Annotated in this window: 4 protein-coding genes; 2 read left to right on the top strand and 2 right to left on the bottom strand. The window is 73.5% G+C overall.

Annotated elements, in window-relative coordinates; genetic code table 11:
- Positions 1-1,078: RNA polymerase sigma factor (locus TR48_RS37965; RefSeq protein WP_152628416.1), on the bottom strand; the 1,078-nt coding region annotated here is incomplete at its 3' end.
- A 223-nt stretch (positions 1,079-1,301) separates the two neighbouring features.
- Positions 1,302-2,054, bottom strand: a complete 753-nt coding sequence (locus tag TR48_RS37960; protein WP_084730103.1) for a TetR/AcrR family transcriptional regulator — start codon at positions 2,052-2,054, stop codon at positions 1,302-1,304.
- A gap of 286 nt (positions 2,055-2,340) precedes the next feature.
- Here TR48_RS37960 and TR48_RS37955 point away from each other — a divergent pair, with 286 nt between their 5' ends.
- Both TR48_RS37955 and TR48_RS37950 read left to right on the top strand, forming a co-directional pair.
- Positions 2,341-3,669, top strand: a complete 1,329-nt coding sequence (locus tag TR48_RS37955) for an NAD(P)/FAD-dependent oxidoreductase (protein WP_152628415.1) — start codon at positions 2,341-2,343, stop codon at positions 3,667-3,669.
- A 429-nt stretch (positions 3,670-4,098) separates the two neighbouring features.
- Positions 4,099-5,790, top strand: a complete 1,692-nt coding sequence (locus TR48_RS37950; protein WP_439654534.1) for an ATP-binding SpoIIE family protein phosphatase — start codon at positions 4,099-4,101, stop codon at positions 5,788-5,790.
- Positions 5,791-5,919: the final 129 nt, after the last annotated feature.

Below are 5,919 nucleotides of genomic sequence, written 5' to 3'. Positions count from 1 at the left end.
CGGTGGCGCCGCTCGCCGCCGCGCCCGTGGTCCCGCTCGCCGCACCCACGGCGGCGGCGCCTCCGGCCACGGCCGCGCCGCCCACCAGACCCGCCGCGACGGCCGTGCCGTAGCCGGTGCCGAGCCAGACCAGCAGCCCGCCGGGCAGCAGCTCGCGCAGGCTGTGGTTGAGGTCGACCAGCTCCAGGTAGGCCGCCGAGCAGCGGTCGCACTCCTGCAGATGCGCGCGCACGTCCGTCGAGGCCCGCTTGCCGAGCTGCCCGCGCGCGAACCCGCCCAGCTTGCTCGCGTGCCGCTCGCAGTCGGACGCCTGACTGTCGGAGACGTGCGCCTGAAGGAACGCGGTGGCCAGCCGCTCGCGGGCGCGGTGGGCCTGCACGGCCGTCGCGTTGGCAGTCTTGCCCAGCAGCAGCGCGACCTCGCGCGGCGGCTCCTGCTCGACCTCGGTGTGCCAGAGCAGCAGCCGGTCGTCGGCGTCGAGGTTCCGGAACGCCCGGACGATCAGCGACTGGTCCACCCCGGACATGGCCTGAGCGTCCGCACCCGGGTCGGTCACGTCGACGGTGGCGACGACCGCGTGGTTCGCGGCGAACACCTGGAAGTCGTCGATCAGCTGCTCGCGCCGGTCGCTCCGGCTCCACGAGGCGGCAATGTTGCGCACCGCCGTCAGCAGGTAGGCCCGCACCGCCACGTCCGGCCCCTTGCCGGCACGGAGCGCTTGCAGGGTGCGGGCGAAGACCTCGCCCGCGAGGTCCTCCGCGGTGAAGGAATCCCGGCAGCAGGTCTTCGCATAGCGGCGGACGGCCGCGGAGTGACGCCGGTACAGCTCCTCGTACGCGGCGTCGTCCCCCGCGCGCACGGCCGCGGTGAGCTCCGCGTCGGACGGCCCGAGCGGCGCGCCCGCGTCGACGGGACCGCTGGGCGCGGGCACGGCGGGCGCGGGCACGGCGGGTGTCGGCTCGGGCACGACCTCATGGCCGTGCCCGAGCGCCGCATCACCGTGACGCCGCCCGCTGCCATCGCCCTGCGGCGGCACCTTGGCAGCGGCGGCGGTCGCCTCCGGCTCCTCTGCGGCCATGACACGGACCCCCGCTCACTCGCTCGACCGGGAAACTTTCCCACACGACGCCGAGCGCGAGGGGCGCGATGACGGTTACGCCACTCCTTCGGGGAATACCGGAATGCGGCAGTAGCCGCGTAGCCGCCGAGAGAGGCACCGTGACCTGCGCAAGCCGACCTTGTCGACCCCTCAGCCCGTCAGCCGCGTGGGCCGCGTGAGCCCAGCGGGCGGCTACAGGCGCTCAGCCCCGAAGGCCGTCCAGCAGCAACTGCAGCAGCCGCCCGGACGCGCTCCCGTCGGACGAGGTGTGCTGCGGCACCGCCGCGGTCAGGACCAGCACAACGTCCGAGACCGTCACAGCGGCCCGCAGCTCGCCGGCCTCCCGCGCGGACTCCACCAGCTCCGAGAGCAGCTCCAGCAGGCGCGCCGGGTCCGCGTCCGCGCCGTACTCCTCGTCCGAGGCCGGCGTCCCCGCGACCACGTCGTCGGCGACCGCCTCGTCCGCCGACGGGGTGCGTTGCACGGGCACGCGCACCAGCGCCTCCGCCTGACGGAACGTCTCCGGCGGGAGCAGCCGGCCCGCGCCCGAGGACGCCGCACGGGCCAGGAACGAGGCCAGCGCCTCCCACGCGCCCGCGCCGCCGGCCTGCACCGAGATGGCCTCGCGCGCCTGCTGCGTCAGCCAGACCACCTCCTCCGAGGCGATCCGCCGCACCAGCACCTCCTTGCTGGGGAAGCGCCGGTAGACCGTGCCGACGCCGACGCCCGCACGCCGGGCGACCTCCTCCATCGGCGCGCCGTAGCCGAGTTCGCCGAACACCTCGCGTGCCGCACGCAGCACCGACTCGAGGTTGCGGCGGGCGTCCACCCGCAGCCGAGCGCCCGAACCGCCGCCCGTGCCCGCCCCCCGCGTGGCACCGTTGGCCGCGAGCCCGCGCTGGACCGGGATCGCCCCGTCCACCGCTCGCGGCAGTACCTGCTCCTGTTGAACCATGAGGTTCGTCCTCCCCCGTAGACAGATCCATTGACGATAGTTGACTGCGCATCGACGCGAACAGGGAACCCTGAAGGATTCGCTCCGTCCGCATCGGACGTGCCCACACCGTCCTTGCAGCGCAGCGTAGGACATCTGCGCAGATCAGTGGAGTCACGGGGTCCCGTCCGAGCGCTGCCGCCCCTGCGCCACGCCCCTGAGGCGCGCGGGCGGGCGGATGCGCGCGGTCCACTCATTCAGGTACGGAGTATGGACGCGCGGGCGTATGCGGGTGCGGAATAGTGGCGTGCTCCCACCCGCGCGCATTCTGCTCATCGGCGGCGGCCAGGTCGGCGTCAACGCCGCCCTGCGGCTGCGGTCACGACTACGTCCAGGGGAGGCCGAGGTCACACTCGTCGACCCGACCTCCTATATGACCTATCAGCCGTTCCTGGCCGAGGCCGCCGCCGGCGCCATCGACCCCCGGCACGTCGTCGTGCCGCTGCGGCGTGCGCTCCCCGGCGTACGGATCGTGCAGGGGCGCCTCACGTCCCTCGACACCACGGGACGCCAGGCGCACCTCGCGCTCCCCTCGCCGCTGCACCGCGACGGGCCGCCCGTCGACCTGACGGTCCCCTACGACCGGCTCGTCCTCGCTCCCGGCTCCGTTTCACGCATCCTGCCCGTCCCCGGCCTGGCCCGGAACGGCATCGGATTCCGCAGCGTCGAGGAAGCCGTCAAACTGCGCAACCACGTGCTCGGCCAGCTCGACGCCGCCGCCTCCACGCGCGACCCGGAGCTCCGCCAGGCCGCGCTCACCTTCGTCTTCGTGGGCGGCGGCTACGCCGGCATCGGCGCCGTCGCCGAACTTGAGGACATGGCGCGGCACGCGCTCACGCACTATTCGACGATCCAGCCCGACGACCTGCGCTGGATCCTCGTCGAGGCCGGCAAGCGCATCCTGCCCGAGACGGAGCCGCAGGCCGCCGAGCGCACCACGGCCGAGCTGCACGAGCGCGCCGTCGACGTCCGGCTCGGCACCCGCCTCGCCGCCGTCGGTCCCGACGGGACCGTCCAGCTGACCGACGGCAGCCGGTTCGCCGCCCGCACGCTCGTGTGGACCGCGGGCGTCCGCGCCAACCCGGTGCTGAAGCAGACCGGCCTCGCCGTCGACGCCCAGGGGCGGCTGCGCTGCGACACCCACCTGCGCGTCCTCGGCGCCGAGGACGTCTACGCCGCGGGCGACTGCGCCGCCGTTCCCGATCTCGCCCGCCCGGGGGAGACCTGCCGCGCCAACGCCCAGCACGCCGTGCGCCAGGCGGTCGTGCTGGCCGACAACCTCGTGGCCAGTCTGCGTGCGGAGCCGACGGCCGAATACCGCCACGAACTCAAGGGCTCGATCACCTCGCTCGGCCTGCACAAGGGCGTCGCCCAGCTCCGCGGGCGCTCCCTGCACGGCCGGTCCGCCTGGCTGCTGCACAGGGCCGTGCACCTGCGCCGCATCCCCACCTGGGAGCGCAAGGCGCGCGTCCTGTCCGACTGGCTGCTCGCGGGCCTGACCGGAAGGGAGATGGTCTCCCTCGGCGAGCTGGAGGAACCACGCGCCGGCTTCGAACAACTGATGGACGAGCGTTGAGGCGGATTCGGAAGGTCCCCATGACCGGAACGAACAGGTGCGTAAAGGAGCAGCGTCCGATCCGTCTGGATTCGTCGATCTTCAAGACACCCCAGGGCAGCTGATTCCCCGTGACGCGGCTTTCGGCCAGACTGGACCCCGACTCCGCGCGACCTGAAGCCTGCCTCGACCGAAGCCTGCCTCGATCGAGCCCGCTCGACCGATGCCCGTTCGACCGAGGGCCGCTTTGACCACAGCGTGCCCGCAGCCCGAAGGACTCCGTTGAACCTCACACGCTGGAGCGCCCGGCTCCCCGGCGGCCAGCGGCGCGCCTCCGCGCCCACGGACCGCGACACCGGCCCGACCCCCAGCGTCCCCGCAAGTCGAGAGCTCCCCGAGGCCCGGATCGCCCACGAGCACGCGGGCCACGAGCACCTCGCCGTGCACGACGTGCTCGGACACCTGCCCGCCCTCGTCGCCATCGGCTACGGCCCCGCCCACCGCCTCGGCTACCTCAGCCGCGCCTACACCGAGGTGTTCGGCCCCCGTCCGACGGGCGTGCCCGCGCAGCAGGTCATGCCGGAACTGGAGGAACTCGGCCTGCTGCCGCTGATGGACCAGGTCTACCGGACCGGCCGCGCGCGCACCGTCAAGGCGCGCAAGGTCCACGCCCAGCCGCCGGGGTCCGTTGCCGCCTCGCTTTCCGGCTCAGGCTCCGTCCCGGCGTTCGGGGCGGCTGAGCCGCGCTACTTCACCTTCGTCTGCGCTCCGATCCGCGAGTCGGAGGATCTCGGCCGGCAGCTGACCCAGCTCACCCTCGGTGAACCCGCCACGGTGGGCTCGGGAGCCGGCGCGGGCTCCGACGGGGGCGGGCGCGCCGCGCACGGCCTCTCCTCCCTCGGGCTCGGCAGCTTCGCCTCGCTGCGCCGCAGCACCGGGGCCTCGGACGTCTGCGGCGTCCTCGTCTTCGGCGCGGAGGTCACCGACCAGGTTCGCGTCACCGAGCGGCTGCGCGAGAGCGAACGCCGCCAGCGCGAAGCGGCCGTCACCCTCCAGCGCAGCCTGCTCCCGCAGAAGCTCGAACAACCGGACGACCTGCGCGTCGCCGCCACCTATCAGCCCGGCGGCGCCGACACCGCCGTCGGCGGCGACTGGTACGACGTGATCACCCTCGGGGGCGGCCGCACCGCCCTGGTCATCGGCGACGTCATGGGCCGCGGCATGCGCGCCGCCGCCGTCATGGGCCAGCTCCGTACGGCCGTCCGCGCCTACGCCCGCCTCGACCTGCCCCCGCACGAGGTCCTGCAACTCCTCGACGCCATCGCCGCCGAGATCGACGCGATGCAGATCGCCACCTGCCTCTACGCGGTGTTCGACCCGAGCGAGGAGTCCGTCACCTATTCCTCGGCCGGCCACCTCCCTCTGATGGTCCGCGCGGAGGACGGCACCGTCACCCGACCGGAAGAACCCGGCGGGCCGCCGCTTGGCACCGGCGGCTGGATGCACACCTCCGGCACACTGCCCTTCCCGCCCGGCGCCACCGGCGTCCTCTACACCGACGGCCTCGTCGAACGCCGCGACCGCGACATCGACCGCGGCCTCGACGCGCTCGCCAAGACCTTCAGCGGCGCGACCGGCACCCCCGACGTCATCTGCTCCCGCCTGCTGCGGGCCATGGGCGTCACCCCGGAGCACGACGACGACGTCGCGGCCCTCGTCTTCCAGCTCCCGCAGCGCGAGCTCGACTCCGCCGACCTCTTCCGCAGCGCCTCGCTCGACCTCCTCGGCGGCACCGAGGCCGCGTCCAGCGCACGCGCCTTCACGGGAGGCGTCCTGTGCAGCTGGCGCGTCGGCGAGGACATCCGGGACATGAGCGTCCTGGCCGTGAGCGAACTGGTCTCCAATTCCCTCACCCACGGCCGCCCCCCGATGCGCCTCCGGCTGCGCCGCACCGACCGCCGCCTCACGGTGGAGGTCACTGACGCCGACGACCACCTCCCACGCCGCCGCCAGGCCCTGCCGGCCGACGAGTCCGGCCGTGGCCTGGCCATCGTCGCCACGATCGCCTCGAACTGGGGCACGCGACGGACCCCCGACGGGGGCAAGGCCGTCTGGTGCGAGTTCCCGCTCAGGGAGGGTTGACCCGCCCTCGGTGGGCGTGTACTGTTCTTCGAGTTGTCCCGCCTGCGGTGCAGGCCTGTGGACTGCGAACCCCCTCGAAATTGACCGCACGGATGGTTCATTTGTGCTGCCATTTTCGGGAATGGTTGA

Origin of the sequence: Streptacidiphilus neutrinimicus (assembly GCF_000787815.1) — a bacterium.
GTDB lineage: Bacteria > Actinomycetota > Actinomycetes > Streptomycetales > Streptomycetaceae > Streptacidiphilus > Streptacidiphilus neutrinimicus.
Note: the sequence above shows the minus strand (reverse complement) of the source record. Positions and strands in the feature narration are given on the sequence as shown.

Excerpts from the sequence above, each read along its gene's own strand:
- TR48_RS37960 (WP_084730103.1), bottom strand. The coding sequence starts at position 2,054 with ATGGTTCAACAGGAGCAGGTACTGCCGCGAGCGGTGGACGGGGCGATC.